We start from the raw sequence: 25,879 nt of genomic DNA, 5'->3' as shown, positions 1-25,879 counted from the left end.
CTATGCAGGACAAACTTCTTAATCCCGGCGCGGCCTTTGCGCTGGATAACGCCAGCTTCGCCGTCCCCGGCCGGGTGCTGCTGCAACCGCTGTCGCTCAGTTTTCCCCAGGGCAAAGTCTGCGGCCTGATCGGCCATAACGGTTCCGGTAAATCCACCCTGTTGAAACTGCTCGGGCGGCATCAAGCCCCCAGTGGCGGCCAGGTACTGCTCAATCGGCAGCCGCTGGCGCAGTGGGACGGCAAATCCTTCGCTCGCCAGGTGGCTTACCTGCCGCAGCAGTTGCCGGCGGCGGAAGGCATGACGGTGCGTGAGTTGGTGGCCGTCGGCCGTTATCCGTGGCATGGCGCGCTGGGGCGTTTTGGCGCCAACGATCGTCAACAGGTGGAAGAGGCCATCGCGCTGGTGGGCTTGAAGCCGTTCGCCAACCGGCTGGTGGACAGCCTGTCCGGTGGCGAGCGCCAACGCGCCTGGCTGGCGATGATGGTGGCGCAGGACAGCCGCTGTCTGTTGCTCGACGAGCCGACGTCGGCGCTGGACATCGCGCACCAGGTCGAGGTGCTGGCGCTGATCCAGCGCCTGAGCCGCGAACGCGATCTCACGGTGATCGCCGTACTGCACGACATCAATATGGCGGCGCGCTACTGCGACTATTTGGTTGCGCTGCGCGGCGGTGAAATGATCGCCCAGGGCGGCCCGCTGGAACTGATGCAGGGGCCGGTGCTGGAGCAAATTTACGGTATTCCTATGGGCACGTTGCCGCACCCAAGCGGCGGCGCGCCGGTGAGTTTTGTCTACTGATGTCCTCTGCATTCACTTCTTCTCACGATCCGCTGCGCCGCCGCCTGTTGATGGCGCTGGCGCTGTCGCCGCTGTTGGGATCGTTGCCTGGGCGAGCGGCGGAGGCGCCGCCGGATATCGCGCGCGTTGCGGCGCTGGAATGGCTGCCGATCGAGCTGCTGTTGGCATTGGGCGTGACGCCGCTGGCGGTGGCCGATGTCCATAACTACAACCTGTGGGTGGCGGAGCCGAAGCTGCCGGCGACGGTGGTCGACGTCGGCCAGCGCACCGAACCGAATCTCGAACTGCTGCAGCAGCTCCAGCCTTCGCTGGTGTTGCTGTCGCAGGGCTATGGCCCGACGCCGCGAAAAATCCAACCCATCGCGCCAACCATGAGCTTCGGCTTCAACGATGGCAGCGGCAAACCGCTGACCGTCGCCCGCCAGTCGCTGCTGGCGCTGGGGCAACGATTAGGCATAGAAAGCCGGGCGATAAACCACCTGGCGCAGTTCGACCGCTTTATGCAGGACGCCCGTCAGCGCCTGCAAAGCTACACCCGCCAACCGTTGCTGCTGTTTTCCCTGATAGACACGCGCCATGCGTTGATCATCGGCCAGAAAAGCCTGTTCCAGGAAGCGATGGACCAACTGGGCATCCGCAATGCCTGGCAGGAGCCAACCGACTTTTGGGGCACGGCGGTGGTGGGGATTGAACGGTTGGCCACGGTGCGTAACGCCCGAGTCATCTATCTCGATCACGGCAATCAGGCGATGATGGACAAGGTCAGCGCGACGCCGCTGTGGCAGTCATTGCCCTTCGTGCGGCAAAACCAGCTGCGGCAGGTGCCGGCGGTGTGGTTCTACGGTGCCACGCTGTCGACGATGCGGTTTTGCCGCCTGTTGGCACAGGCTCAGGAGAGTGCGGCATGAATGCTGGCATCCGGAAATTACCGCTGACGCTGATCCTGCTGTTGCTGGCGGCGGCAGGTGGCCTGACGATATACAACCTGACGCAGCAGCTGCCGCCGGCGCAATGGGCACGGGCGCTCAGCGCGCCGGACATCGACGACGTGCGGCAAATGCTGTTCCATTACAGCCTGCTGCCTCGGTTGACGGTGTCGCTGTTGGCCGGCGCCGGCCTGGGGTTGGTCGGCGTGCTGTTCCAGCAGGTGTTGCGCAATCCGTTGGCGGAACCGTCGACGCTCGGCGTGGCCGCCGGTGCGCAGCTCGGCCTGACCATCGCCACGCTGTGGGTGCTGCCGGGGGGCGAATTTACCCGCCAGCTGGCCGCTATGGTGGGTGCGATTGTGGTGGGCGGGCTGGTGTTCGGCGTCGCCTGGGGCAAGCGGATGTCGCCGGTGACGCTGATTCTGGCCGGGCTGGTGTTGGGACTGTACTGCGGCGCGGTCAACAGCTTGTTGGCGCTGTTTCATTACGATCAGCTGCAGGGCATGTTCCTGTGGGGCACCGGCGCGCTGAACCAACAGGATTGGAGCGCCGTACAGTTCCTCCTGCCGCGTTTGCTGGTGGCAGGCCTGCTGGCGGCGCTGTTGCTGCGCCCGCTGACGCTGCTGGGGCTGGACGACGGCGTGGCGCGCAACCTGGGGTTGGGGCTATCGATGGCGCGCTTCTGCGCCTTGGGGCTGGCCATCATTTTCAGCGCCATGTTGGTGAGCGCGGTGGGCGTTATCGGCTTTATCGGCCTGTTTGCGCCGCTGATGGCGAAGATGCTGGGCGCTCGCCGCCTGGCGCATCGCATGATGTTGGCGCCGTTGCTGGGGGCGTTGCTGCTGTGGCTGACCGATCAGGTGATGCTCGGGGTGACGCAGGTGTGGCGTGAGATCCCGACCGGCGCGGCCACTGCGCTGTTCGGCGCACCGCTGCTGCTGTGGCTGTTGCCGCGTTTGCGCAGCGCCACCACGCCGCCGCCGATGAACCTTGGCGACAAGGTGCCTGCCGAGCGCGGGAATCTGCCCGGCTGGATCCTGCTGGGTGGCCTCGTATTGCTGATCGGTCTGACGCTGGCGCTGATGCTGGGCAAAAATGCCGGCGGTTGGCACTGGAGCCTGGGTGCGGAGCTGGATTCCCTGCTGCCGTGGCGCTGGCCGCGGGTGCTGTCGGCGCTGGCGGCGGGCATGATGCTGGCGGTCGCCGGCACGTTGATCCAGAAATTGACCGGCAACCCGATGGCCAGCCCGGAAGTGTTGGGGATCAGCTCCGGCGCCGCTTTTGGCGTCGTGATGATGCTGTTTATGGTGCCGGGCGACGCCTTCGTTTGGCTGCTGCCCGCCGGCAGTTTGGGAGCGGCCGCTACGCTGCTGATCATCATGATCGCCGCAGGCCGCGGCGGTTTCTCGACGGAACGCATGCTGCTCGCCGGTATCGCGCTCAGCACCGCCTTTACTACCGTCATCTTCCTGCTGTTGGCCAGCGGCGATCCGCGTATGGGGGGCTTGCTGACCTGGCTCTCCGGTTCGACCTATTCGGTGGAGCCGGCGCAGGCGCTGCGTACCGCTCTGGTGGCCGCCGGCCTGATGGTATTGGCGCCGCTGTGCCGCCGTTGGTTGACCATCCTGCCGCTCGGCGGCGCCACCGCCCGCTCGGTGGGCATTGCGCTGACGCCGGCGCGGTTGACCATTTTGTTGCTGGCTGCCACCCTGACCGCCATGGCGACCCTGACCGTCGGGCCGCTGAGCTTTGTCGGGCTGATGGCGCCGCATATGGCGCGTATGCTGGGCTTCCGCCGCGCGCTGCCGCAGATGGTGATCGCCGCGCTGCTGGGCGGCTTGCTGATGGTGTTTGCCGACTGGTGCGGGCGTATGCTGCTGTTCCCGTATCAGATCCCCGCCGGGTTATTGGCGACCTTTATCGGTGCGCCGTACTTCGTTTATCTGTTGCGTAAGCAGACGTCGTAAGCTTCAGCCCTACTTTGCTTTCTCCGCCATCAAAGGCCCAGCGTTGCTGGGCCTTTTTTCAACGCCTTGCAAGGCGTTGCGTGCCGCTACGCAAGAAAGACATTTAACGTGAAAAGGAACGCGGGAAGAGAGGGGGAGGTGAATATACTGCGGGCGGGTGCTCTGGATCTTTGTCTCTGGAGCCTGCGTGAAAGATACAAAGAGAAAAGCCCCGAGTCGATATCCATCAACCCGAGGCCTACTCTAACGCACGACAACGTTAAGTTAGCCTCTTACCCGCCGCGAGGCAAGGAGAAGAAGGCATGATGCCGAACAAACGGAGCCTGTTAAAATTGGTGGTTATTTGTGCCACGGTAATATCACTGGCATGGATAACCCGCAGCACGCGGTGTGAGCTGCGTATCCGATCGGGCACTACGGAGGTTGCGGCCATTTTGGCTTACGAATCCGAACGGTAAGGCAACCCGGCGGCGGGGGCTTTGCCTCCGCCGGCCGGCAGTCGATGCGTTGATCCAGGAGCACCCATCCGTTCAAAAAAAACGGCGAGCCCAGGCTCGCCGTTTTCATGTTGATGTCGGGGCTTATTTCAGGCCGGCGGCATCGCGCAGCAGTGCGGCTTTGTCGGTCGCTTCCCACGGGAAGTGCTCGCGGCCGAAGTGGCCGTAGGCGGCAGTTTCGCGGTAGATCGGCTGCAGCAGATCCATCATCTGGATCAGGCCGTATGGGCGCAGATCGAAGAATTCGCGCACCAGCAGCGTCAGCTGTTCGGTTGGCACTTTCTCGGTACCGAAGGTTTCCACCATGATGGAGGTCGGTTCCGCTACGCCGATAGCGTAAGACACCTGAATCTCGCAGCGATCGGCCAGGCCGGCGGCAACGATGTTTTTCGCCACGTAGCGCGCCGCGTAAGCCGCGGAACGGTCAACCTTGGACGGATCCTTACCGGAGAAGGCGCCGCCGCCGTGGCGAGCCATGCCGCCGTAGGTGTCGACGATGATCTTACGGCCGGTCAGGCCGCAGTCGCCCATCGGGCCGCCGATAACGAAACGGCCGGTCGGGTTGATGTGGTATTTGGTGCCCGCCGTCAGCCATTCCGCCGGCAGTACCGGCTTGATGATCTCTTCCATCACCGCTTCTTGCAGATCTTTCAGCGAGATGTCTTCTGAGTGCTGGGTGGACAGCACCACGGCGTCGATGCCGACGATTTTGCCGTCGTCGTACTGGAAGGTCACCTGGCTCTTCGCATCCGGGCGCAGCCACGGCAGGGTGCCGTTTTTGCGCACTTCGGACTGGCGCTGCACCAGACGGTGCGCGTAGGTGACCGGTGCAGGCATCAGCACGTCGGTTTCGTTGGTGGCGTAGCCAAACATCAAGCCCTGATCGCCAGCGCCCTGCTCGAGAGGATCGGTGCGGTCAACGCCCTGATTGATGTCCGGGGATTGTTTGCCGATGGCGCTCAAGACTGCACAGGAGTTGGCGTCAAAGCCCATGTCCGAATGAACGTAGCCGATCTCGCGCACGGTCTTGCGGGTAATCTCTTCGATATCGACCCAGGCACTGGTGGTGATTTCACCGCCGACCAGCACCATACCGGTTTTCACGTAAGTTTCGCAGGCGACGCGCGCTTTCGGATCTTGTTCCAGGATGGCGTCGAGGACGGCATCGGAGATCTGGTCGGCGATTTTATCGGGATGTCCTTCGGAGACGGATTCGGACGTGAAGAGGTGTTTAGCCATTGTGTTCTTTACCTTGCATAAGACGGGTTAGAAATTACTGCACAGCGCTGGAGATCCGGCATCGAAGCGAAGGGTCTTCCGCTGATGGCGCGAGATGCATCCTGCAACGCCCCTCAGGCAAAGCCGTTAAGCAGTTTATCAGTTAACCAGTATAGATGGATTAACATCTGGACGTCTATTTTAGGTCAGGGTTTAGCCAGATTGCCAGTAATTTTTTGCGCTTTCGCTCTTTTGCGCAAACGGGTTGGCGCCATTTTCATCGCTTGAAACAGTTTTCGGCGAATTTTCATTTTGCTTTTTCACCTGCTTACCGGTATAAACTGCGCGCGCGGTTCATTTGCTGCACAGTACGGCGGTCTGGCGTGGGGGAAGGTGCGATAAACTTCCGCTTTGCATTCGCCAGCGTTGCGCTATTATCCGTCGCGGGCGTTCGCCGCTTCATCGAACGGTCACGTTCTTACACTATATTTAGAGGCTGGGTCGTTCACTCCGAACGGCGCGCGTGGAGGTGGTTGGATTAATGATCCGTTGTCTACCGGTTGTTGGTTCTCAACAGCAGTGCCGTTCTGGCGCACATTCTTCTGCTATTTCCCGTCTTGTCTCTCTGTCACTTACCAGGTGCGATAAACACTTGGCCGCTACTCAGGATTCTCGGGCCGGCTAACGGTCGTCTGAAGAACTGAACAAGGGTAGCCTGCAGCCTTCCTGTGGGATGTTTCTTGGCCCGATTCACGAGGTTTGAACAGGGTGTCTTACAATTATATGAGTGATAAACCGATCGCTGACCGCGAACGGCAGTTCTCTTCGCTGCCGCCGGCGCGGCTTGTTGGGTTGTTCTCGCGGGTTGTAGCTGCGATAGTGGCTGACGGTTTCGTCAGTAGGGAATGTGAGGCGAACCATGTCTGATGATCTGTTGATTCACCGTCCGCCGGTTGCGGGCGAGTCTTTATCTTTGCGCTCCATGCAGGAGGTTGCCATGAATGATCGTAATGCCAGCAAGATGCTGCGTACTTATAACGTCGCCTACTGGGGCAACAATTACTATGACGTCAACGAGCTGGGCCATATCAGCGTGTGCCCGGATCCGGATGTCCCGCAGGCGCGCGTCGATCTGGCAGAACTGGTGAAAACGCGCCAGCAAGACGGCCAACGTCTGCCGGCGCTGTTCTGCTTCCCGCAGATCCTTCAGCATCGCCTGCGCTCTATCAACGCCGCGTTCAAACGCGCGCGTGAATCCTTCGGCTACCAGGGCGGTTATTTCCTGGTGTATCCGATCAAGGTGAACCAACACCGCCGCGTGATTGAATCGCTGGTGAACTCCGGCGAACCGCTGGGGCTGGAAGCCGGCTCCAAGGCCGAACTGATGGCGGTGCTGGCGCATGCCGGCATGACCCGCTCGGTGATCGTCTGTAATGGTTATAAAGATCGTGAATATATTCGTCTGGCGCTGATCGGGGAAAAGCTGGGGCACAAGGTGTACCTGGTGATCGAGAAGATGTCCGAGATCAACCTGGTGCTGGAAGAGGCCGAGCGGCTGAACGTCATACCGCGCCTGGGCGTGCGTGCGCGTCTGGCATCGCAAGGCTCCGGCAAATGGCAGTCGAGCGGCGGCGAAAAATCCAAGTTCGGTCTGGCGGCGGTGCAGGTGCTGAAGCTGGTGGAGACCCTGCGTGAAGCGGGCCGCCTCGACAGCCTGCAGCTGCTGCACTTCCATTTGGGTTCGCAGCTGGCCAATATTCGCGACATCGCCACCGGCGTGCGCGAATCGGCGCGCTTCTACGTTGAGCTGCACAAGCTGGGCGTCAACATTCAGTGCTTCGACGTGGGCGGCGGCTTGGGCGTCGACTACGAAGGCACCCGTTCGCAGTCCGATTGCTCGGTCAACTACGGCCTGAACGAATATGCCAACAACGTGATTTGGGGCATCGGCGACGCCTGTAACGAACACGGCCTGCCGCACCCGACGGTGATCACCGAGTCCGGTCGCGCCGTGACCGCGCACCACACGGTGCTGGTCTCCAACGTGATTGGCGTCGAGCGCAACGAGTTCAGCGAACCGCAGCCGCCGGAAGCCGACGCGCCGCGCGCGCTGGAAAGCATGTGGGAAACCTGGCTGGAAATGAACGAGCCGGAGAACCGCCGCTCGCTGCGCGAATGGCTGCACGACAGCCAGATGGATCTGCACGACGTGCATACCCAATACGCGCACGGCATGCTGGACCTGACCAAGCGCGCCTGGGCCGAGCAGCTGTATCTGAACATCTGCAACAAGATCCAGCAGCAGCTCGATCCGAGCAACCGCGCGCACCGTCCTATCATCGACGAACTGCAAGAGCGCATGGCGGACAAGTTCTACGTCAACTTCTCGCTGTTCCAGTCGATGCCGGATGCATGGGGCATCGACCAGCTGTTCCCGGTGCTGCCGCTGGAAGGGCTGGATAAGCCGCCGGAAGGCCGTGCGGTGCTGCTCGACATCACCTGCGACTCCGACGGCACCATCGATCATTACGTCGACGGCGACGGCGTGGCGACCACCATGCCGATGCCGCCGTACGATCCGGAGAACCCGCCGGCGTTGGGCTTCTTCATGGTCGGCGCGTACCAGGAGATCCTTGGCAACATGCACAACCTGTTCGGCGACACCGCCTCGGTTGACGTGTACGTGTTCCCGGACGGCAGCGTCGAGACCGAGCTGTCCGACGAGGGCGATACCGTGGCGGACATGCTGGAGTATGTGCAGCTCGATCCGAGCGCGCTGCTGTCCAAGTTCCGCGATCAGGTCAAAGAAACCGATCTGGACAGCGAGCTGCAGGCGCAGTTCCTGGAAGAATTTGAGGCCGGTCTGTACGGTTATACGTATCTGGAAGACGAGTAACCGCCCTCTTCAGGGGGGCGCTGTTGACCCCCTTGAAGCATGAACAAAATGCGGCCATAATCTGCCGTATCGGTAGCACCGAAACACACATCGAATAAATCCCTTTCTCGTCGGGCTAACGACGCGGGAGGGATTTTTTTTTGTAACGGCCCGGCGTCTGCGCCCGGCAACTTGTTGAACTACGAGGGTTTACTATGAGCACCTTAGGCCATCAGTCCGATAATTCATTAGTGTCCAACGCCTTTGGTTTCCTGCGCTTTCCGCTGAACTTCATGCCTTACGACAGCGATGCAGAGTGGGTCATCACCGGCATTCCGTTTGACATGGCGACCTCCGGTCGCGCCGGCGGCCGCCATGGCCCGGCGGCCATCCGTCAGGTGTCCACCAACCTGGCCTGGGAAGGCAACCGTTGGCCGTGGAGCTTCGATCTGCGCGATCGCCTGAACGTGGTTGACTGCGGCGACATCGTGTTCAACTTCGGCGATGCGCAGGACATGAGCGACAAGCTGCAGGCGCACGCGGAGAAACTGCTGAAAGCCGGTAAGCGCATGCTCTCGTTCGGCGGCGACCACTTTGTCACCCTGCCGCTGCTGCGCGCGCACGCCAAGCATTTCGGCAAGCTGGCGCTGGTGCACTTCGACGCCCATACCGATACCTACGCCAACGGCAGCAAGTTCGACCATGGCACCATGTTCTATCATGCGCCGAACGAAGGCCTGATCGATCCGCACCACTCGGTGCAGATCGGCATTCGCACCGAGTTCGATCACGACAACGGCTTTACCGTGCTGGACGCCGCGCAGGTGAACGATCGCAGCGTGGACGACCTGCTGACCCAGATCAAGGGCATCGTCGGCGATATGCCGGTGTACCTGACCTTCGACATCGACTGCCTGGATCCGGCGTTTGCACCGGGCACCGGCACGCCGGTGATCGGCGGCCTGACTTCCGATCGCGCGCTGAAACTGGTACGCGGCATGCAGTCGCTGAACATCGTCGGCATGGACGTAGTGGAAGTGGCGCCGGCCTATGACCAGTCCGAGATCACCGCACTGGCCGCGGCGACATTGGGTCTGGAGATGCTGTACCTGCAGGCGGCCAAGAAACACGCCTGACGCTTGGCCACGCCTCGCTGAAAAAGCGGCTCCCATCGTATGGGGGTCGCTTTTTTTATTTCATTTTTCGCCATCCGTGCGGCGATTTTCAGTCTGTTGCAACGCCTTTGCGCAATTTTGCGCAGAAATGAAACGGAGTCAGTAAAAAGGAATCGGGATAACGGGGAGGATGAATATACTGCGCGCGGGTGCTCTGGATCTTTGTATCTAGAGCCTGCGTGAAAGGTACAAAGAGAAAAGCCCCGAGTCGATATTCATCAACCCGAGGCCTACTCTAACGCCAGCAACGTTAAGTTAGCCTCTTACCCGCCGCGAGGCAAGGAGAAGAAGGCATGATGCCGAACAAACGGAGCCTGTTAAAACTGGTGGTTATTTGTGCCACGGTAATATCACTGGCATGGATAACCCGTAGCACGCTGTGGGAGCTGCGGATCCGATCGGGCACTACGGAGGTTGCGGCCATTTTGGCTTACGAATCCGAACGGTAAGGCAACCCGGCGACGGGGGGGGCCCCCGTCTGCTGGTTGTTGGCGTCCAGATCCATGAGCACCCTCTCAACGCTTTCGGTTTGCCGCCGTAGAACACGGTGAAACGGATTTATGCCCGTTTCACCTGGCGCGCCAGCAACATGCGGCTAAACAGCGCGCCGCCCGCCAGCAGCGTCAGCAGCTGTGAGGCAATCAGTACCGCAAAGCCCGAGGACACCTTGCCCTGGCTGGCCATCACCATGCCCATCGCCATCGGCACAAACGCCGAGAACAGATTGCCGATGCCGTTGATCAGCCCATAGGCGCTGCCGACCGCCTCCGGCCGCGCATAATGCTGCAGCAGAGTGGGGATTGCCGCGCCCTGTGCGCCCCAACAGGCGTTGGCCGCCAGCAGGAAGAAGGCGATCCAGCCAAGCTGATGACTGTTCATTACGCCATAGATGCACAGTGCGGTCGCCGCGCCGCCAAAGACGAAGATCAGTGGCGCCTGATAGGGGCGGATACGATCGAGCAGCACGCCGCCGAGGTATTTTGAGGCGATGCTGACGATGAAAGGCAGTGCGGCCATCCATCCCATCTGCTTGATGGAGAATCCTTTTTCATCAGTCAGGTAAGCCGGCAGCCAGGCGCTGGATCCCCACAGGTAGCTGAGCGTGGCGATCTCGATCAGCAGGATCCAACCGAGCATCGGTGTGCGCCAGGCCAGCGCGAAGGTGTGCCAGACGCGGCTCAACACCGGCTGAGGATCGGCGGGGCGTGAAGATGAGGGTAAGGCGAGCGGATGAACGAACAGCCGCACCAGCGCCAGGCCCAACAGCAGGTTGAGCAGCGCCAGCAGGTGAAACGACATCGCCCACCCGAAGTGCGCCATCAGAAAACTCACCAGCGGAAAGCCGATCACCAGCCCCAACGAGACGCCCAGCGCGCTGACCGCGTTGGGTTTGCCGCGCTCGTCGGCGGCGAAATGATCGCTGATGTACATGGTCTTGAGCGAGAACAGCGGCCCTTCGCTGACGCCAAGCAACGCGCGCACCGCGCACAGCAACAGCAGCGATCCCGCCAACGGCGAGGCGGCGGTGAGCAGCGCCCACAGCACCACGCTCAGCGTCAGCGCGCGGCGGTAACCCATCAGCGTTTCCAGAAACGGCGTCAGCAACATGGCGGACAGGCCGTAACCGAGTAAAAACACCGTCATCAGCGTGCCCTGATGGGCGCGGTCGCCGCCGAGTTGAAAGTGTTGCAGGAAGTCGGGATTGACCAACATCACGGCGATATTAACCCGATCCGCATAGGCGATAACGATCAGAAACAGCAGGGCGATCACCCCAAACCAGCGTTGACGTTGTTGCACGGCGCGTTCCTCAGTGCGAGCGGTTGACGAATTCAGGCAGCAGTAAACTCGCCCGCGGAGGCCATTACGCGCAAACGCGGGGGACGAGGCTGATTAATGTAAAATAATTGTTATTAAATTGAGTGTAAAAGACAGTGAGAAAACACTTTTACGCGCAATGCGCCGCCGGGATCAACGCATTTTTTGCCATAAATTAGCGGAAGAGCGCACAACTGACATAGGTTTTTCATATCGGTGCATGATTTCGTGATCCCTCCCGCATTTGTCATTTTTAAACAACCTTTCATTAACATTTGCCGTTCCGCTCGCTTGACGAAAGTTTCGCCAGACTTATAGTGGCTGTATTAAATAAGAAACTGAGTTTCATATATGAAACAATCAGATAGAGGATAAAAGCAATGAGCTGGAAGAATGTGTGCGAAGTGTCTCAGGTGAAAGAAGATTTTCCTTTCTCCGGCAAAGTGGAAGGAAAAGAGATCGGGGTGTACCTGCTCGACGGTAACTACTACGCGCTGGAAGACGTCTGCCCGCATGCTTATGCCTTGCTCAGCCAGGGGTTTGTAGACGACGGTAAGGTTGAGTGCCCGCTGCACGAAGCGCTGTTTGACGTGCGCACCGGCCAGTGCCTGCGCGAGCCAGGCGGCCGCGATCTGCAAACCTATCCCACCCGGGTGGTCGACAACCAAATCCAGATCACCTTTATCGCGGAGGAGTAATCATGCAGCACATCACCGATTTCAATCCCTGGCTGCCGGACACCCAACAGGTGACGCCGGCCCGCGAAGGCGGCAACGGCCAAATCCATCAGCCGGGCCAGTTCCGCAATGTCATCTGGCAAAACCGCGCCCGGGTGCCGGACGGTTTCGAAACCGCGCTGGTGGCGGCGCTGGAAACGATCTTCGATCAGGGGGCGGAAGAGCTGGAGCAGATCGTCAGCGCGTTGAATCAGCGCCGCCTGTTCGATCGCAGCGGCCAACCGTGGAATGAGGCGACGTTCCGCGAATTCCTTCACGTTAACGGTTTCTGAGCCACATCCGGGAGAAGACAATGACAGCAAACACAACATCCTCCGAACAGAGCCTGCAGGACTATCTTGACCAGGGATTGCGCGGCATGTGGTATCCGGTGCTGGCCAGTTGGGAAGTGGGCAACAACCCGGTCGGCATCACCCGTCTCGAGCAGCAAATCGTGGTGTGGCGCGACGGTGAAGGCCAGATCCACGCGTTGGAAGATCGCTGCCCGCACCGCGGCGCGCGGCTTTCCATGGGGTGGAACCTCGGCGATCGTATCGCCTGCTGGTATCACGGGGTGGAAGTCGGCGGCGACGGAACGGTGAAAGACGTGCCGGCGGTGGATCGCTGCCCGCTGGTGGGGCAAAAATGCCTGCGGTCTTACCCGGCCAAAGAAGCCTACGGCGCAGTGTTTCTCTATTTCGGCGTGACGGCGGATGAAGCGCCGGCGGCGCTGACTTTCCCGCAAGAGCTGGCGGACGAAGCGTCGTACAGTAATTTTCTGTGTACCGCCAGCTGGGACTGCAACTACCAGTACGCATTGGAAAACGTGATGGATCCGATGCACGGCACCTACCTGCACTCTTCCTCACACTCGATGGCGGAAGGGGATCGCAAGGCGGATATGGGGCTGGAGCCGACCGACAGCGGGTTTATCTTCAAAAAGAACGGACAGATCGGGGTTAACTTCGACTGGGTGGAATTCGGCAGCAGCGGCGCGTATTGGATGCGCCTGTCGATCCCGTACAAGAAGCGCTTTGGGCCGGGTGGTCACTTCTGGATCATCGGCATGGTGGTGCCGGAAGACAAGGATCACTGCCGGGTGTTCTTCTGGCGCATCCGTAAGGTCAAAGACTGGCAGCGCGACATGTGGCGCTTCATGTACCGTAATCGCCTGGAATCGTTGCATTGGGACGTGCTCGAGCAGGATCGCATCGTGCTCGAGAACATGGCGCCTAACGCCCGCGGCCGCGAATACCTGTACCAGCACGACGTCGGTCTGTCGCGCCTGCGCCGCCTGATGCAGAAAGAGGCGCAGAAACAGCTGGCGACGCTGCGCGAGCGGGAGGCGGCGCAGTGAACGGCTTGCTGGACGGCAAGCGCATCGTGGTCACCGGTGCGGCGCGCGGCCTGGGCTACAGCTTTGCCGCCGCCATCGCCGCCGCCGGCGCGCAGGTGGTGATGTGCGACATCTTGGCGGATGAGCTGGCGGCGAGCGGCGCCGCGCTGCGCGAGCAGGGCGCTCGGGTGGAAACGCAGACGATCGATCTGGCCTCACCGGATTCGATCCGCTTGGCGTTCGAGAAGATCGCCGCTGGCGGCGGGATCGACGGTCTGGTGAACAACGCGGCGCTGGCGACCGGCGTCGGCGGTAAAACCATGATGGAATACGATATCGATCTGTGGGATCGCGTGATGCAAGTCAACGTGCGCGGCACCTGGCTGGTGAGCCAGGCGGCGGTGCCGCTGCTGGCGCGCAATCCGCACGCCAAGATCGTCAACGTGGCGTCGGACACCGCGCTGTGGGGCGCGCCGCGCCTGATGGCCTATGTCGCCAGTAAAGGCGCGGTGATCGCGATGACCCGATCGATGGCGCGCGAGCTGGGCCCGCAGGGTATCTGCGTCAACGCCATCGCGCCGGGCCTGACGCGAGTGGAAGCCACTGAGTATGTGCCCGCCGAGCGCCATCAGCTGTACGAGCAGGGGCGCGCGCTGGCCGGGGCGCAGCACCCGGACGATGTGAACGGTACGGTACTTTATCTGCTGTCGTCGCTGGCGGATTTCGTCACCGGCCAACTGCTGCCGGTTAACGGCGGCTTCGTATTCAACTGACGGCCCGCAGGGCAGGCGCACAGCGCAGGAGCGAGAGATGGCGGACGAGCAAGCATGTAAGTATCTGATCCCGGGACTGGATCGCGGGTTGCAGTTGCTGCTGGCGTTTGGCGAGCAGCATAAGGAAATGACTTTTGCCGAGTTGCATCGCCTGGTCGATATGCCGAAGGCCACCGCCTACCGCGTGGTGCAGACGCTCGAGCACCTGGGCTTTCTGGAGCGCAATCCGCGCACCAATACCTTCGCACTGGGCATCAAGGTGCTGCGTCTCGGTTTTGAATACATCGCGTCGCTGGACGTCGCGCAGGCCGGCCAGCCGGTGATCGAGCAGTTGCGCGATCGCAGCCAGTGCAGCAGCCATCTGGCGATCCGCGACGGGCGCGACGTGATCTATATCGCCCGCGTCAGCGCCGCCGGTTCACAGATCAATCAGGTCAGCGTCGGCACCCGCTTGCCGGTGCACCAAACCTCGCTCGGCCGCATGTTGTTGACCAGCGCCACCCGCAGCGAGTTCGAACAACTCTATCCGGACGCGCAGCTGCCGGGCAACGCGCCGGGCACCCCGGCGGATCGCGAAACGCTGTGGCAGATGGTGCAGCAAGACAAGGCGCGCGGCTATGTGATCGGCGAATCGTTCTTCCGCCACGGCATCTCCTCGATCGTCTACCCGATCTTCAACCGCGAGCAGCGGGTCGAGGCGGTGGTCAGCATCATGGTGCCGTCCGATGAGATCCCGAAAGCGGATCGCGAGCGGCTGCGCATGGAAGTGCGCGACGCGGCGGAGAAAATTTCTGGCTTCCTCGGCGCGCCGCCGCAGGCCAACGTCGGCTAACCGACAGGACCGACTCTTTCACTCAGGCAAGGATAAGGCCCACAGTAAACAGGGGCCGGGGTTCACTCATGCCTGAAAACCGTATGCAGCGAGAACGTGAGGCTGAACAATGAGCGTAATCGGAATCGAAAAACTGGAATTTGGCGTCGAAGATCTGCCAACCTGCGAAAAATTTATGCAAGACTTCGGCCTGCAGCCCGCCACGCAACATTGGGGCGAACCGCAGCGCGAATTCACCACCCTGAGCGGGGCGCAGGTTGTCCTGTACCCGTTGCAAAGCGCGGCGCTGCCTGCGGCGTTTGAAGGCGGTTCTACCCTGCGCCGCATGACCTGGGGCGTGGGCTCACCCGCCGATCTGGCGCGCCTGCAGCCGCGTTTGGCGTTGATGCCCGGCTTCCGTCAGGTGGGAGAAGAGCTGGAATGCCTCGATCCCAACGGCATGACGCTGCGCTTCGTCGTCAGCCGCCAGCAGGCGGTTGAGGTGCCGGTCACGCCGATCAACCAATGGGGCGACGTGCGCCGCATCGATCAACCCAGCCCGGTCTATTCGCAGGCGCAACCGATCAATATTGGCCACGTAGTGTTCTTCGTTGAAGATCTGGCGGCGACCGAGCGTTTCTATCGCGAGCTGTTGGATTTCCAGGTTTCCGATCGCTATATCGATCGCGCCGTCTTCCTGCGCACCCAGGCGCGCGGCGGCCACCATAACCTGTTCCTGCTGAAGCTGCCTAACCGCCCACGCGGCCTGAACCATGTGGCGTTCACCGTGCGCGATATCCATGAAGTGATCGGCGGCGGCATCGCCATGAACAAAGAGCAGTGGAGCACCTTTATCGGCCCCGGCCGCCACCCGATTTCCTCGGCCTATTTCTGGTACGTCAACAGCCCGACCGGCGGCGCGTTCGAGTATTACACCAACGACGATTATCTGACGGAAAACTGGCAGCCGCGCGAGCTGGAGCATTCGCTGGTCTCCTTCACCGAATGGGCGGTAGAGGGCGGCATCGATCACGATACGCGCCGCCAGCATAAAAAGGCGCAAGCGTTATGAACCGGCCAGAACAGACGGGCATCGTCATCGTCGGCGGCGGCCAGGCCGGCGGCTGGGCGGCCAAGACGCTGCGCGACCGCGGTTACAGCGGCCGGCTGACGGTGGTCAGCGACGAGCCCTACGATTTTTACGAGCGGCCGCCGCTGTCGAAAGCGGCGCTGCTGGATGCCGCGGCTCCCCTCAGTCGGCTGTTCAGCGAACAGGCGGTGGAGGCGCTGAACATCGACTGGCGTCGCCCGCTGCGCGCCGAGTCCATCGACGCTGAACAGCAAATCGTCACGCTCAGCGACGGGCAACGGCTGCAGTTCGAGCAGCTGCTGATCGCCACCGGCGGGCGGCCGCGTGTGCCGGGCGCCGCTTGGGCGCAGCATCCGCGCGTGATGACGCTGCGTTCCTGGGACGATGCGGCCCGGTTGCGGCAGGGCCTGCAAGGTTGCCGCCGTCTGGCGATCGTCGGCGGCGGTTGGATCGGGCTGGAGATCGCCGCTTCTGCGCGCCGTCTCGGCGCCGAGGTGACGGTGTTTGAACGCCAGCCCGCGCTATGCATGCGCAGCGTCGGCGCCGATGTCTCGCAGGCGTTGCTCGAACTGCATCGCCGGCAGGGCGTTACGGTGTTGTGTGGCTGCGGCGAGATCTCGCTGGAAGATCGCGACGGCGCCGCCTGGATCGGCAGCGAAGTCAGCGATCCGCAGGTCTTCGATCTGGTGGTGGTGGGGATCGGCGTCGAGCTGAATCTCGAACTGGCGCGCAGCGCCGGGCTGGCGATCGAGTCCGGCATCGTGGTCGACGGCCAAGGGCGTACCAGCCATCCGGCGATCTTCGCCGCCGGCGACGTGGCGCGCCACCCGACGCTTGGCCTGTGCCTGCAGTCCTGGGCCTACGCGCAAAATCAGGCCATCAGCACCGCCTGCGCGATGCTCGACGCCTTTGCCGCTCCGTATGACGACGTGGCCTGGCTGTGGTCGGATCAATATGACGTCAATATCCAGATCCTCGGCGTGCCGAGCGGCGGCGTGCACCATGTGGTGCGCCGCACGCCGCAGTCGCAGGTGTTCTTCACGCTGAACGCCGATCGGCAGCTGGTGCAGATGGTGGCGTTCAACGACGCGCGCACCATCAAGCTCGGCAAGCGCTGGTTGGCGAGCGGCCGGGTGCTGGATCCGCAGCAGCTGGCGGATGCGGAGTTTTCTTTGATGGCGTTGAAATAACGCCCGAACCTCGGGAGCGTTTTATGACTACGCAAGACATTGACGCCCGCGCTGGACGGGCGGGGGAAGCCGTTGCCGAAAATCCGCAGCAACGGGTGCGCTGGTCGGTGCCGATCGCGCTGTTCGCCTGCGTGCTGCTGGCGTTTTTCGACAAGATCAGCATCGCGGCGCTGTTTTCCGACGCCGAGTTTCAGCAGGCGTTAGGGATCGGCTTTGACCCGGCGCGGCTGGGCTTGCTGATGAGCGCGTTTCTGTTCTCCTACGGCATCTCCTCGATGCTGCTCAGCGGCATCGGCGATCGGCTTAACCCGGTAAAAGTATTGATTGGCATGATGGTGGTGTGGGGCGTGCTGATGGTGTTGATGGGGCTGGTGCGTTCCTATCATGCCATGATGACGCTGCGCATTCTGCTCGGCATCGCCGAAGGGCCGCTGCTGCCGATGGCCTACGCCATTATTCGTCAGGCCTTTCCGCCGCAGCTGCAGGCGCGCGCCACCATGCTGTGGCTGCTCGGCACGCCGCTCGGGGCCGCGCTCGGCTTCCCGGTCACCCTGTACATCCTCAATACCTTCGACTGGCAGACCACCTTCTTCTTTATGGCGTTTCTGACGCTGCCGGTGATGTTGCTGGTGCTGTTCGGCATGCGCCACCTGAACGTCTCGCGCCCGGCGGCGGCGGCCAAGCCGGCGGTGTCCGAACGCCAACAGCACCGCCGCGAGCTGCTGCGCAGCCCGCATTTCTGGATGATTTGCCTGTTCAATATCGCCTTCCTGACCTACCTGTGGGGCATGAACGGCTGGTTGCCGAGCTATCTGATCAAGGGCAAAGGCATTCATCTGGAACATGCCGGTTACCTCTCTTCGCTGCCGTTCATCGCCATGCTGCTCGGCGAAGTGCTGGGCGCCTGGCTGTCGGACAAGCTGGATCGGCGCGCGCTGGCCTGCTTCCTGTCGCTGTGCGGCGCCGGTCTCGGTCTGGCGGTGGTGCTGCACCTGCAGGGCACCTACAGCGTGATCGCCGCCATGGCCTTCAGCACCTTTATGTGGGGCGCCGGCGCACCGAATATTTTCGCGCTGTTGGCGAAGGCGACCAGCAGCAAGGTCAGCGCCACCGCCGGCGGCATTTTCAACGGGTTGGGCAATTTTGCCGGCGCGCTGGCGCCGGTGCTGATGGGGGCGTTGATCGCCGCCACCGGCAATATGGATAACGGCCTGCTGTTCCTGGTGGTGATGGCGTTCGTCGGCTGCCTCATTCTGCTGCCGTTGCTGAGAAAGTACTGAATTAACAATTGCTAAGCCCAATGGATTTCATGCTGTGGCTAGGCGGCAAGTTCGTGAGTCTCCAGGAGCTTACTGCGGTAAGTGACTGGTGCGAACGAATGCAGCCAACAACGCCACAGCGTGAAAGACGAAGGGGATAACCATTTGATTCAACAGAGGAGTGACAACATGTCTCAGGTTGAGAATAAAGCCGGCGTCAAGCCGCAGGATCTGTCGATGGAAAACTGGGTAGAGTCGCGCATCGCCCGTTTCGAGGGCCGCAAATACGACTGGAACGCGCTGAAATTCCAGGCCGACTTTGACCCGAAATACCGCCGCGCTCAGATGCGCTACATCGGCACCGGCGCTACCGGCGTGGCCAGCGACGCCAACACCATTCCGGCGGGCAACTTCACCTTTTCCACCATGGTGCTGCCGTCGAAATGCGAGGGCCCACTGCACCTGCACGACGACGTGGAAGAAGTGTTCTTCATGCTGAAAGGCAGCATCACGCTGATGATCCAGGATGGGGAAGAGTATTACGAAACCAGGCTGAAAGAGCGCGATCTGATCTCGGTGCCGGCGGGCGTGTACCGCGGCCTGTTCAACCACGGCGAGGAAGAGGCGCTGATGTGCGTGATGCTCGGCACCGCCAAACCAGAGATCCCGACCTATCCGGCGGATCACCCGCTGTCCAAAGTGAAGCGCAACTGATGAACGGCCTGGCGCAACGTCAACGGGCGCGCTGCGGGGCGTACACCCTGAGCTGGCGCGAGACCGGGCAGGGGCGGCCGGTGGTGTTGCTGCACGGCATCAGTTCCGGATCCGCCTCGTGGATAAAGCAGTTTAACGACAGCGGCCTGACGGACGGTCATCGTCTGTTGGCGTGGGACGCGCCGGGCTACGGCGGCAGCCTGCCGTTGGCGGATCCGCAGGCTGACGCCGCCGGTTATGCGGCGGCGTTGGCGGCGCTGATTGATGAACTGCAGCTGGCGCAGCCGCTGATCGTTGGCCATTCGCTGGGAGCGCTGATCGGCAGCGCCTACGCCGCCGGCTATCCGGACGGGCTATGTGGGCTGGTGTTGGCGGATCCGGCGCAGGGCTATGCCGCGGCGCCGGAGGAAAAACGCCGGCAGGTGTACGGCCAGCGCCAACAGATGATGGAGACGCTGGGGCCGGTGGGCTACGGCGAGCAGCGGGCGGCGGCCTTGCTGCGCGAAGGGGCGGATCCGCAGGACATCGCCTGGGTGCGCAACGGCATGCAGCAGCTCGATCCCGACGGTTTTCTGAGTGCCGCCTGGATGCTGGCCAACGACGACATCGGCCGCTATCTGGCGCGCTATCGCGGCCCGCTGGAAGTGTGGTGCGGTGAACAGGATCGCATTACGCCGCCGGAGAAGGCGGCCGAGCTGGCGCGTGAGCAAGACGCGACGCTGCGTCTGATTGCCGCCGCCGGTCACGCCAGCTACCTCGATGCGCCGGCGTGTTTCAACCGCTATCTGCGGGATTTTACGGGAGCAATCCAACGATGAATTTTCAGCTTGAGGATCGGGTGGCGGTGGTGACCGGCGGCTCGTCGGGCATCGGTTTCGAAACTCTGAAGCTGCTGCTGGCCGAAGGGGCGAAGGTGGCGTTCTGCGGCCGCGATCCGGACAAACTGGCCGGCGCGGAGGCCAGCCTGCGCGCGGACTTCCCGCAGGCGGAGATCCTGGCGCTGCGCTGCGACGTGCTGGACGCGCAGCAGGTGGCGCAGTTCGCCGCTCAGGTGACGGCGCGTTTCGGCGGCGTGGATCTGCTGATCAACAACGCCGGTCAGGGCTTCGTCGCCCATTTTGACCAGACGCCGCGCGAGGCCTGGCTGCATGAGGCCGAGCTGAAGCTGTTCGGCGTGATCAACCCGGTGCAGGCGTTTTTACCGGCGCTGGAACGATCGGCGATCGCGTCTATCACCTGTGTGAACTCGCTGCTGGCGCTGCAGCCGGAAGAACACATGATCGCCACCTCGGCGGCGCGTGCCGCGCTGCTCAACATGACGCTGACGCTATCGAAAGAGCTGGTGGACAAAGGTATTCGCGTTAACTCGATCTTGCTGGGGATGGTGGAGTCGGGTCAGTGGCGCCGCCGTTTCGAAGAGCGCAGCGATAAAGATCAAAGTTGGGAGCAGTGGACGGCGGCGATCGCCGAACGGCGCGGCATCCCGATGAAGCGCCTGGGCAAGCCGCAGGAGCCGGCGCAGGCGCTGCTGTTCCTCGCTTCGCCGCTGGCTTCTTTTACCACCGGTGCGGCGCTGGACGTTTCCGGCGGCTTTAACCGCCATGTGTAGCAGGGGCAGAAAAAGATGAAGAAGATCATGATGATTGGCTACGGCGCGATGGCGAAGGAAGTGATCGCCCGTTTGCCGGAAGGCGTGGAGGTCGGTTGGATCCTGGCGCGCGCAGCTCATCATGCGGCGATCGCCGAGGCTTTTGGCGGGCGGGTGCAGGCGCTGGCCCATCCTGGGCAGTGTTCGCAGCGGCCGGATCTGGTGCTGGAGTGCGCCAGCCAGCAGGCGGTGGCGGAGTTTGGCGAAGCGGTGCTGCAGCGCGGCTGGCCGCTGGCGCTGATCTCGACCGGCGCGCTGGCGGACGCCGCATTGCAACAGCGGCTGCAGCAGGTTTGCCGCCGCCATCACGGGCAGCTGATCGTGCTGTCCGGCGCGGTGGCGGGGATGGACGGGCTGGCGTCGGCGCGCGAAGGCGGGCTGGAGAGCGTGACCTATCAGGCCAGTAAAAGCCCGGCCAGCTGGCGCGGCAGCCCGGCGGAACAGTTGATCGATCTCGATGCGGTGAGTGAAGCGCAGGTGTTTTTTGAAGGTTCGGCGCGTGAAGCGGCGCGTTTGTTCCCGGCTAATGCCAACGTGGCGGCCACCATTGCGCTCAACGGCCTGGGGATGGACGCCACCCGGGTACGCCTGCAGGTCGATCCCGCCACCCGACGCAATACCCATCGCCTGCAGGTGTGCGGCGATTTTGGCGAGTTTCACATCGAGCTGAGCGGCACCCCGCTGGCGAGCAATCCCAAAACATCAACCCTGGCGGCGCTGAGCGCGGTACAAGCCTGCCGCCGTCTGGTGGACGGCGGTTTTATTGCCTGAACGGCAGGAGCGGAGCATGGAACGATTGAATATTTTTGTCGCCGGACGCTGGCGCGAAGGGCGTGGCGAAGAGATGGCTTCGGTATTCCCGGCCGACGGCAGCGTCAACGCGCGGCTGCGTGCCGCTAACGTCGAGGACGTGAATGAGGCGGTGGAGGCAGCGGAACGCGCCTGGCGCGCGCCGGAGTGGCGTGGGTTGGTGCCGCACCAACGCGCCTCGATCCTCTACCGCGTCAGCAACCTGATCCTGGCGCAGCAGGAACAGCTGGCCGAGCTGCAGACCCGCGACAACGGCAAGCCGCTGGCGGAGACCCGCGGGCTGGTGGCCAGCGCAGCGGCGACCGCGCGCTACTTCGCCGCCGCCTGCGAAGTGTTGGAAGGCGAATTGCCGACCCCGCGCAGCGCCGAGGTGATGACGCTCAGCCAGTATCAGCCGATGGGGGTGATCGCCGCCATCACGCCGTGGAACTCACCGATCGCCAGTGAAATGCAGAAGGTGGCGCCGGCGCTGGCGGCGGGCAACGCGGTGGTGCTCAAACCGGCCGAAGCCACGCCGCTGATGGCGCTGAAGCTGGCCGAGCTGTTCGAACAGGCGGGCCTGCCTGCCGGGCTGCTCAGCGTGCTGCCGGGCAAAGGTTCGGTGATCGGCGAGGCGTTGGCGCGCCATCCGCGGGTGAAAAAGATCGCCTTTACCGGTGGGACCAGCACCGGGCGCCATTTGGCGCATATCGCCGCCGACAAGCTGATCCCCACCTCGTTGGAACTGGGGGGCAAATCACCGACCATCGTGCTGGAGGACGCCGATCTGGAACAGGCGGCGCGCGGTATCTGCTACGGCATTTTCAGCTCCGCCGGCCAGGCGTGCATCGCCGGATCGCGGCTGTTCGTGCATCGTTCGCTGTATCAGCCGCTGCTGGCGCGCTTGACCGAACTGACGGCGGGGCTGCGCATCGGCAACCCGCTGGTGCCGGGCGTGCATCTCGGCCCGCTGATCAGCGCCAAACATCGGCAAAGCGTGGCGGACTACGTGGCGCTGGCGCGGCAGGAGGGTGGCCGGGTGATCATCGGCGGCGAAGCGCCGGCCGATCCGCAACTGGCGAGCGGTAGCTATTACCTGCCGACCATTATTGAAGGCTTGAACAACGACGCCCGCGTGTGCCAGGAGGAGATCTTCGGCCCGGTGCTGGTGGCGCTGCCGTTCGACGACGAGCAACAGCTGATCGAACAGGCCAACGACTCGGTGTACGGCCTGGCGGCCGGCATCTGGAGCCGCGATTTCCCGCGGGCGATGGCGCTGGCGGAGCGGCTGGAAACCGGCACCGTCTGGATCAACACCTACAAAACGTTCTCGATTTCTACACCGTTCGGCGGTTTCAAGGAAAGCGGGCTGGGCCGCGAAAAGGGCCTGAACGGCATCAAGGCCTACATGCAGCAGAAAAGCGTGTATCTGGCGCTGAGCCATCAGGTGAACCGCTGGAGCGACTAGGCCGACACCTCTACGCATAACCCTAATAACGACTACCCTAAGAAGGCAGATGATGAGCGATAAAATCACGGTTGGCGAGGCGATAGCCCGGACTCTGGAACAGTACGCGGTGTCGGCGATGTACGGCATCATTTCGATTCATAATCTGCCGATCGCCGATGCGGTGGGGCAGCGCGATAAAATTCGCTTCGTGCCGGCGCGCGGCGAAGCGGGCGCGGTCACCATGGCCGACGCGCACGGGCGCTTCTCCGGCCTGGGCGTGGCGTTGACCAGCACCGGCGCCGGCGCGGGCAACGCGGTGGGGGCGATGATTGAGGCGCTCAACGCCAACACGCCGCTGCTGCATATCACCGGCCAGGTGGAAAAAGCCTATCTGGACGCCGACGCCGGTTTTATTCATGAAACCCGCGATCAGCTCGGCTTCCTGCGCGCCTGCTCCAAGCGCGCTTACCGGGTCAATTCGCCGGAGCAGGCGGTGGCGGTGATCCAGCGGGCGATCCTGGATGCGCAAACCGTGCCCTGTGGCCCGGTGGCGGTCGAGATCCCGATCGATATCCAAAGCAGCCTGGTGTCCCGTTCGGTGCTGACTGAAGCGTTGGCGCCGGCGCCGCTGCCGAAGGCGGACGATGCGGCGGTGGAGCGGCTGCATCAGCGGCTGAAACAGGCCAAGCGTCCGCTGCTGTGGTTAGGCGGTGGCGCCTTGGCCTGCGGCGACGCGGTGCGCAAGCTGGCGGACGCCGGCGTGGCGGTGATCTCCAGCACCCACGGGCGCGGCATTCTGCCGGACAGCCATCCGCGCAGCCTGCGGGCGTTCCACAACTCGCCGAGCATCGAGGCGATCCTGACGCAGTGCGACCTGACGCTGGTGGCTGGTTCGCGCCTGCGCAGTAATGAAACCCGCACCTGGACGCTGCCGCTGCCGCGCCCGCTGGTGCAGATTGACATCGATCCGGCGGCGGCCAACCGCAACTACCTGGCCGATGAGCAGATCAACGGCGACTGTGCGGCGCTGCTGGCCGCGCTGGCGGCGCGGCTGAGCCCCGGCGAGAAGGTTAACGCCGAGTGGGATGCCGAGATCGCGGGGGCGGTGCAGCAGGCGGAGAGCGCGTTGCGTCAGCAGTCCGGTGAATACGCCAAACTCAACGACGCCATCGACGCCGCGTTGCCGCAGGACGGATTGCTGGTGCGCGATATCACCGTTTCCGGCAGCGTCTGGGGCAGCCGTTTGTTCCGCGCGATCTCGCCGCTGTGCAACATTCACTCGCTGGCCGGTGCTATCGGCATGGGGCTGCCGATGGCGATCGGCACCGCGATCGCCAACCCGCAGCGCAAGGTGGTGGGGCTGGTGGGCGATGGCGGTTTGGCGCTGGGCCTGGGGGAACTGGCGACCATGGCGCAGGAACAGGTGAACATCACCCTGCTGATCATGAACGACGGCGGTTATGGCGTGATGCGCGGCATTCAGGACAAGTATTTCGCCGGGCGCCAGTATTACAACGAGCTGCATACGCCGGCCTTTACTCAAATAGCCGAAGCGATGGGGCTGAAAGCCTGGAAGGTCGAGGCGGCGGCGCAGTTCAACGGCGTATTGGCCGAGGCGATCAACTACCCGGGGCCGTCGGTGGTCGAGGTGGACATGAAGCAGGTCGGGCCGCTGACCTTCGCCGGGCCGCCGCAGAAAACCCTGTATTGAGACGATAAAAAACGCCCGGCGGTTGCCGGGCGTTCTCGTTGTTACTTCTCTGCCGCGATGCGATCGCGAATGTGCTGTGCACGCGCTTGGGAAGACGGGTGATCGTCGAACATGCTGCTCTGACGGCCGGCTTCCATTTGGGCCAATTTTTCGAAGCTGGTGGCCAGGCCGTTCGGATCGATGCCGCGCTTTTTCAGCAGATCGAACGAGTAATCATCCGCTTCGCTTTCCTGCTTCTGCGAGAACTGGGCGCTGACCAGTTTCTCGCCGATGTCCGCCAGCTGCGACTGCGACAGCGAGCCGATGACGCCGCCGGCGGAGGACGCCGCGGTGCGCAGCGCCACGGTGCCGTAAGCCACCTGCATCGCTTTACGGGTGTGGCCCAGCGCCACGTGGCCCATTTCGTGGCCCAGCACGCCTTCCACTTCGTTGTCGTTCATCATGTCCATCAGGCCGCTGTAGACGCGGATACAGCCGTTGGCCATCGCCCAGGCGTTGACGTCTTTGGTCACGTAAACCTTATAGTTGGCCGGGGTGCCGTTGATGTTGTCGCCCAGCGCCGCAGCGATTTTGTTGAGACGCTTGGCGTAGGTGCTGCCGGCCGGCGCGATTTGTGCCTTGCTGTCCATCTCGGCGCAGGATTTATCACTCAGGGCCTTAACGTCGTCGTTGCTCAGGGTCGCCGCCTGGAACGCCTGCGCGCCGGACTGCATCAAGGTTTCGGTATTCAGGTTTTGACAGCCGGTTGCCAAGGTGGCAATGCCCAACGCAATCAAAGAGGTACGGATCTTCATAACGCCATCTTCCTGTGAAGGTAACAAGGTAAAAGAGTCATTTTGCTTTGAGGAAATCTTGTCGCAAGAGCCTAGTGTACGCCAGCTAAGGCGAGAATAGTGTTATTCCGAAAAAGCGTCCAATCGTGCTAATAAGTGGTGAACTCGCTCTCATTTGGCATTAGGGATTGCCGTTGTGATGTGGAGTCTGAGAAAATAGGGAACTTGACTGCTTTTTTTATCCGACCTGGAGTAAAACATGTCCTCTCGTAAAGAGCTTGCCAACGCCATCCGCGCACTCAGCATGGACGCCGTACAAAAAGCAAATTCCGGCCACCCGGGT

At 62.4% G+C, this 25,879-nt stretch carries 25 protein-coding genes; 22 read left to right on the top strand and 3 right to left on the bottom strand.

Features of this window, described 5'->3' with window-relative positions; all coding sequences use genetic code 11:
• Positions 1-2 precede the first annotated feature (2 nt).
• The 4 genes from fhuC (at position 3) to N6G83_RS18240 (ending at position 4,151) form a co-directional block, all read left to right on the top strand.
• Entirely contained in the window at positions 3-800 is a 798-nt protein-coding gene (gene fhuC / locus N6G83_RS18255; RefSeq protein WP_260515630.1) for a Fe3+-hydroxamate ABC transporter ATP-binding protein FhuC, read from the top strand.
• Entirely contained in the window at positions 800-1,708 is a 909-nt protein-coding gene (fhuD, locus tag N6G83_RS18250) for a Fe(3+)-hydroxamate ABC transporter substrate-binding protein FhuD (protein WP_141998950.1), read from the top strand. The genes fhuC and fhuD overlap by 1 nt, the downstream gene beginning before the upstream one ends.
• Positions 1,705-3,693, top strand: a complete 1,989-nt coding sequence (gene fhuB / locus N6G83_RS18245; protein WP_049296223.1) for a Fe(3+)-hydroxamate ABC transporter permease FhuB — start codon at positions 1,705-1,707, stop codon at positions 3,691-3,693. Before fhuD ends, fhuB begins: the two co-directional genes overlap by 4 nt.
• Positions 3,694-3,998: 305 nt before the next feature.
• Complete coding sequence (locus tag N6G83_RS18240) at positions 3,999-4,151, top strand: Hok/Gef family protein (RefSeq protein WP_188016089.1); 153 nt, start codon at positions 3,999-4,001, stop codon at positions 4,149-4,151.
• A gap of 123 nt (positions 4,152-4,274) precedes the next feature.
• Here N6G83_RS18240 and metK read toward each other — a convergent pair whose 3' ends face one another.
• A complete protein-coding gene (gene metK / locus N6G83_RS18235) occupies positions 4,275-5,429 on the bottom strand; it encodes a methionine adenosyltransferase (RefSeq protein WP_016926681.1) in 1,155 nt (384 codons plus the stop codon).
• A gap of 898 nt (positions 5,430-6,327) precedes the next feature.
• Here metK and speA point away from each other — a divergent pair.
• From speA to N6G83_RS18220, 3 genes are all read left to right on the top strand, one after another.
• The gene (speA, locus tag N6G83_RS18230) at positions 6,328-8,304 is read left to right on the top strand and encodes a biosynthetic arginine decarboxylase (protein ID WP_004937600.1); all 1,977 of its coding nucleotides are present in this window, start codon (positions 6,328-6,330) and stop codon (positions 8,302-8,304) included.
• 194 nt (positions 8,305-8,498) lie between these two features.
• Positions 8,499-9,419 carry an agmatinase gene (gene speB, locus N6G83_RS18225; protein WP_004937606.1) on the top strand — a complete coding sequence of 307 codons (921 nt, stop codon included), beginning with the start codon at positions 8,499-8,501 and terminating at the stop codon, positions 9,417-9,419.
• A 335-nt stretch (positions 9,420-9,754) separates the two neighbouring features.
• A complete protein-coding gene (locus N6G83_RS18220; protein WP_197825159.1) occupies positions 9,755-9,907 on the top strand; it encodes a Hok/Gef family protein in 153 nt (50 codons plus the stop codon).
• A 109-nt stretch (positions 9,908-10,016) separates the two neighbouring features.
• On the opposite strand, the gene N6G83_RS18215 is transcribed toward N6G83_RS18220, so the two are convergent.
• The gene (locus N6G83_RS18215; protein WP_049296214.1) at positions 10,017-11,258 is read right to left on the bottom strand and encodes an MFS transporter; all 1,242 of its coding nucleotides are present in this window, start codon (positions 11,256-11,258) and stop codon (positions 10,017-10,019) included.
• A 398-nt stretch (positions 11,259-11,656) separates the two neighbouring features.
• On the opposite strand from N6G83_RS18215, the gene N6G83_RS18210 reads away from it, so the two are divergent.
• From N6G83_RS18210 to N6G83_RS18145, 14 genes are all read left to right on the top strand, one after another.
• Positions 11,657-11,974, top strand: a complete 318-nt coding sequence (locus N6G83_RS18210; protein ID WP_004937614.1) for a non-heme iron oxygenase ferredoxin subunit — start codon at positions 11,657-11,659, stop codon at positions 11,972-11,974.
• A gap of 2 nt (positions 11,975-11,976) precedes the next feature.
• Positions 11,977-12,285 (top strand): recombinase-like helix-turn-helix domain-containing protein, encoded by a 309-nt coding sequence (locus N6G83_RS18205; protein WP_004937617.1) that lies wholly within the window; start codon positions 11,977-11,979, stop codon positions 12,283-12,285.
• Positions 12,286-12,305: 20 nt separating this feature from the next.
• Positions 12,306-13,349, top strand: a complete 1,044-nt coding sequence (locus N6G83_RS18200) for an aromatic ring-hydroxylating oxygenase subunit alpha (protein WP_060434497.1) — start codon at positions 12,306-12,308, stop codon at positions 13,347-13,349.
• On the top strand, positions 13,346-14,101 hold the full coding sequence (locus tag N6G83_RS18195; protein ID WP_025304203.1) for an SDR family oxidoreductase: 756 nt from the start codon (positions 13,346-13,348) through the stop codon (positions 14,099-14,101). The genes N6G83_RS18200 and N6G83_RS18195 overlap by 4 nt, the downstream gene beginning before the upstream one ends.
• Positions 14,102-14,138: 37 nt before the next feature.
• On the top strand, positions 14,139-14,933 hold the full coding sequence (locus N6G83_RS18190) for an IclR family transcriptional regulator (protein ID WP_004937625.1): 795 nt from the start codon (positions 14,139-14,141) through the stop codon (positions 14,931-14,933).
• A gap of 109 nt (positions 14,934-15,042) precedes the next feature.
• Positions 15,043-15,984, top strand: a complete 942-nt coding sequence (locus N6G83_RS18185) for a VOC family protein (RefSeq protein ID WP_089196252.1) — start codon at positions 15,043-15,045, stop codon at positions 15,982-15,984.
• Positions 15,981-17,192 (top strand): NAD(P)/FAD-dependent oxidoreductase, encoded by a 1,212-nt coding sequence (locus N6G83_RS18180; protein WP_260515623.1) that lies wholly within the window; start codon positions 15,981-15,983, stop codon positions 17,190-17,192. The genes N6G83_RS18185 and N6G83_RS18180 overlap by 4 nt, the downstream gene beginning before the upstream one ends.
• 23 nt (positions 17,193-17,215) lie before the next feature.
• Positions 17,216-18,472 (top strand): MFS transporter, encoded by a 1,257-nt coding sequence (locus tag N6G83_RS18175; RefSeq protein ID WP_043141251.1) that lies wholly within the window; start codon positions 17,216-17,218, stop codon positions 18,470-18,472.
• Between the two features lie 168 nt (positions 18,473-18,640).
• On the top strand, positions 18,641-19,165 hold the full coding sequence (locus tag N6G83_RS18170) for a cupin domain-containing protein (RefSeq protein WP_004937634.1): 525 nt from the start codon (positions 18,641-18,643) through the stop codon (positions 19,163-19,165).
• On the top strand, positions 19,165-19,983 hold the full coding sequence (locus tag N6G83_RS18165; RefSeq protein ID WP_049208797.1) for an alpha/beta fold hydrolase: 819 nt from the start codon (positions 19,165-19,167) through the stop codon (positions 19,981-19,983). Before N6G83_RS18170 ends, N6G83_RS18165 begins: the two co-directional genes overlap by 1 nt.
• The gene (locus N6G83_RS18160; protein ID WP_043141245.1) at positions 19,980-20,774 is read left to right on the top strand and encodes an SDR family oxidoreductase; all 795 of its coding nucleotides are present in this window, start codon (positions 19,980-19,982) and stop codon (positions 20,772-20,774) included. Before N6G83_RS18165 ends, N6G83_RS18160 begins: the two co-directional genes overlap by 4 nt.
• 15 nt (positions 20,775-20,789) lie before the next feature.
• Entirely contained in the window at positions 20,790-21,584 is a 795-nt protein-coding gene (locus N6G83_RS18155; protein ID WP_025304196.1) for an aspartate dehydrogenase, read from the top strand.
• A 16-nt stretch (positions 21,585-21,600) separates the two neighbouring features.
• On the top strand, positions 21,601-23,070 hold the full coding sequence (locus tag N6G83_RS18150; RefSeq protein WP_049208798.1) for an aldehyde dehydrogenase: 1,470 nt from the start codon (positions 21,601-21,603) through the stop codon (positions 23,068-23,070).
• Between the two features lie 52 nt (positions 23,071-23,122).
• Positions 23,123-24,763: a thiamine pyrophosphate-binding protein gene (locus tag N6G83_RS18145; RefSeq protein WP_025304194.1), complete on the top strand. Its 1,641-nt coding sequence runs from the start codon at positions 23,123-23,125 to the stop codon at positions 24,761-24,763.
• Between the two features lie 41 nt (positions 24,764-24,804).
• On the opposite strand, the gene N6G83_RS18140 is transcribed toward N6G83_RS18145, so the two are convergent.
• Positions 24,805-25,557, bottom strand: a complete 753-nt coding sequence (locus N6G83_RS18140) for a M48 family metallopeptidase (protein WP_016930039.1) — start codon at positions 25,555-25,557, stop codon at positions 24,805-24,807.
• A gap of 238 nt (positions 25,558-25,795) precedes the next feature.
• Here N6G83_RS18140 and N6G83_RS54935 point away from each other — a divergent pair.
• On the top strand, positions 25,796-25,879 hold an 84-nt coding region (locus N6G83_RS54935), incomplete at its 3' end, for a hypothetical protein (protein WP_134267863.1).

This window comes from Serratia sp. PL7 (assembly GCF_945957435.1).
Note: the sequence above shows the minus strand (reverse complement) of the source record. Positions and strands in the feature narration are given on the sequence as shown.

Bases quoted from the DNA above. Each gene is read 5' to 3' on its own strand.
- fhuC (WP_260515630.1), top strand. From the start codon at position 3: ATGCAGGACAAACTTCTTAATCCCGGCGCGGCCTTTGCGCTGGATAAC.
- fhuD (WP_141998950.1), top strand. From the start codon at position 800: ATGTCCTCTGCATTCACTTCTTCTCACGATCCGCTGCGCCGCCGCCTG.
- fhuB (WP_049296223.1), top strand. From the start codon at position 1,705: ATGAATGCTGGCATCCGGAAATTACCGCTGACGCTGATCCTGCTGTTG.
- N6G83_RS18240 (WP_188016089.1), top strand. From the start codon at position 3,999: ATGCCGAACAAACGGAGCCTGTTAAAATTGGTGGTTATTTGTGCCACG.
- metK (WP_016926681.1), bottom strand. From the start codon at position 5,429: ATGGCTAAACACCTCTTCACGTCCGAATCCGTCTCCGAAGGACATCCC.
- speA (WP_004937600.1), top strand. From the start codon at position 6,328: ATGTCTGATGATCTGTTGATTCACCGTCCGCCGGTTGCGGGCGAGTCT.
- speB (WP_004937606.1), top strand. From the start codon at position 8,499: ATGAGCACCTTAGGCCATCAGTCCGATAATTCATTAGTGTCCAACGCC.
- N6G83_RS18220 (WP_197825159.1), top strand. From the start codon at position 9,755: ATGCCGAACAAACGGAGCCTGTTAAAACTGGTGGTTATTTGTGCCACG.
- N6G83_RS18210 (WP_004937614.1), top strand. From the start codon at position 11,657: ATGAGCTGGAAGAATGTGTGCGAAGTGTCTCAGGTGAAAGAAGATTTT.
- N6G83_RS18205 (WP_004937617.1), top strand. From the start codon at position 11,977: ATGCAGCACATCACCGATTTCAATCCCTGGCTGCCGGACACCCAACAG.
- N6G83_RS18200 (WP_060434497.1), top strand. From the start codon at position 12,306: ATGACAGCAAACACAACATCCTCCGAACAGAGCCTGCAGGACTATCTT.
- N6G83_RS18190 (WP_004937625.1), top strand. From the start codon at position 14,139: ATGGCGGACGAGCAAGCATGTAAGTATCTGATCCCGGGACTGGATCGC.
- N6G83_RS18185 (WP_089196252.1), top strand. From the start codon at position 15,043: ATGAGCGTAATCGGAATCGAAAAACTGGAATTTGGCGTCGAAGATCTG.
- N6G83_RS18180 (WP_260515623.1), top strand. From the start codon at position 15,981: ATGAACCGGCCAGAACAGACGGGCATCGTCATCGTCGGCGGCGGCCAG.
- N6G83_RS18175 (WP_043141251.1), top strand. From the start codon at position 17,216: ATGACTACGCAAGACATTGACGCCCGCGCTGGACGGGCGGGGGAAGCC.
- N6G83_RS18170 (WP_004937634.1), top strand. From the start codon at position 18,641: ATGTCTCAGGTTGAGAATAAAGCCGGCGTCAAGCCGCAGGATCTGTCG.
- N6G83_RS18165 (WP_049208797.1), top strand. From the start codon at position 19,165: ATGAACGGCCTGGCGCAACGTCAACGGGCGCGCTGCGGGGCGTACACC.
- N6G83_RS18160 (WP_043141245.1), top strand. From the start codon at position 19,980: ATGAATTTTCAGCTTGAGGATCGGGTGGCGGTGGTGACCGGCGGCTCG.
- N6G83_RS18155 (WP_025304196.1), top strand. From the start codon at position 20,790: ATGAAGAAGATCATGATGATTGGCTACGGCGCGATGGCGAAGGAAGTG.
- N6G83_RS18150 (WP_049208798.1), top strand. From the start codon at position 21,601: ATGGAACGATTGAATATTTTTGTCGCCGGACGCTGGCGCGAAGGGCGT.
- N6G83_RS18145 (WP_025304194.1), top strand. From the start codon at position 23,123: ATGAGCGATAAAATCACGGTTGGCGAGGCGATAGCCCGGACTCTGGAA.
- N6G83_RS18140 (WP_016930039.1), bottom strand. From the start codon at position 25,557: ATGAAGATCCGTACCTCTTTGATTGCGTTGGGCATTGCCACCTTGGCA.